The following is a 595-nucleotide window of genomic DNA, read 5'->3' on the forward strand; positions in this document are numbered from 1 at the left end:
TTTAGAGTCCCCGATAGGGGATCAGGAAACCCCACGCCTTTAGGCGGCTGGGATGGAGCCGTTTCCGGTGTAGATTGGCCGGATGGAAGCGTACAAGCGTGGCAGCCATACGGTTTGGGACTGCAAGTACCACCTGATCTGGGTTACGAAGTACCGCTATGCAGTGCTCGGCGGTGATGTCGGCAACCGTTGTCGGGAATTGCTGCGCGAGACGGCGCGGGCGCACGAGATGGTGGTTCATGCCGGATCGATCAACCGCGACCACGTGCACATGCTGGTGTCGATCCCACCAAGTCTGTCGGTGTCGCGCGCCGTGCAACACTTGAAGGGGCGCAGTTCGCACAAACTGCTGAGCGAGTTCGGAATATTGCGCAAGCGCTACTGGGGGCAGCATTTGTGGGCGAGGGGATATTGGGTTGCCACCAGTGGCAATGTGACGGACGAGATGTGGGTCGAGTACATCAAGAACCAGACGCCGCCCGAGCCCGATGACGACTTTAACGTTACCTGAGTTGGCACCCAGTCCGCCAGCGGCGGACCGATCCGGCTTTGAGCCGTAACCGAAGCCACCGCCTTCAGGCGGTGGAGCATTCAC

The 595-nt window shown here is 60.2% G+C and carries 1 protein-coding gene; it reads left to right on the forward strand.

Annotation, left to right across the window (positions count from 1 at the left end; all coding sequences use genetic code 11):
• The first annotated feature begins 82 nt into the window (after window positions 1-82).
• On the forward strand, window positions 83-511 hold the full coding sequence (tnpA, locus tag BQ8794_RS31980; RefSeq protein ID WP_077383586.1) for an IS200/IS605 family transposase: 429 nt from the start codon (window positions 83-85) through the stop codon (window positions 509-511).
• Window positions 512-595: the final 84 nt, after the last annotated feature.

Origin of the sequence: Mesorhizobium prunaredense (assembly GCF_900156895.1) — a bacterium.
Classification (GTDB): domain Bacteria; phylum Pseudomonadota; class Alphaproteobacteria; order Rhizobiales; family Rhizobiaceae; genus Mesorhizobium; species Mesorhizobium prunaredense.